We start from the raw sequence: 277 nt of genomic DNA, 5'->3' as shown, positions 1-277 counted from the left end.
AAAGGGCTGAAAATATACCTCTGAATGTTGAATACAGGTTTAAGAGCACACTTTTCAGTCAACGGTAAAGTCGCGCTCCTTTTCGTACTTTGTATTATGGTAAAGCGTGTGAGAGTGTTTGATGAGGTCCGTTTTCACACCGTTTCACGTCTCTTAATGCCTAGATCTGGGCGCTAACTCAACTGAAATAAAACAGCAGTAGTGCGCCTATTATCACAAGGGTTCCGCCAATTTGACGCAGTTGATTGCTGGGCTGTTGGCTTATCTGAAGTAAATA

At 42.6% G+C, this 277-nt stretch carries 1 protein-coding gene; it reads right to left on the bottom strand.

What is annotated here, in order from left to right:
- Positions 1-178 precede the first annotated feature (178 nt).
- A complete protein-coding gene (locus NLF92_RS14240; protein ID WP_349293228.1) occupies positions 179-265 on the bottom strand; it encodes a DUF2065 family protein in 87 nt (28 codons plus the stop codon).
- Positions 266-277: the final 12 nt, after the last annotated feature.

It is taken from the genome of Opacimonas viscosa, from assembly GCF_024199005.1.
Classification (GTDB): domain Bacteria; phylum Pseudomonadota; class Gammaproteobacteria; order Enterobacterales; family Alteromonadaceae; genus Opacimonas; species Opacimonas viscosa.
Note: the sequence above shows the minus strand (reverse complement) of the source record. Positions and strands in the feature narration are given on the sequence as shown.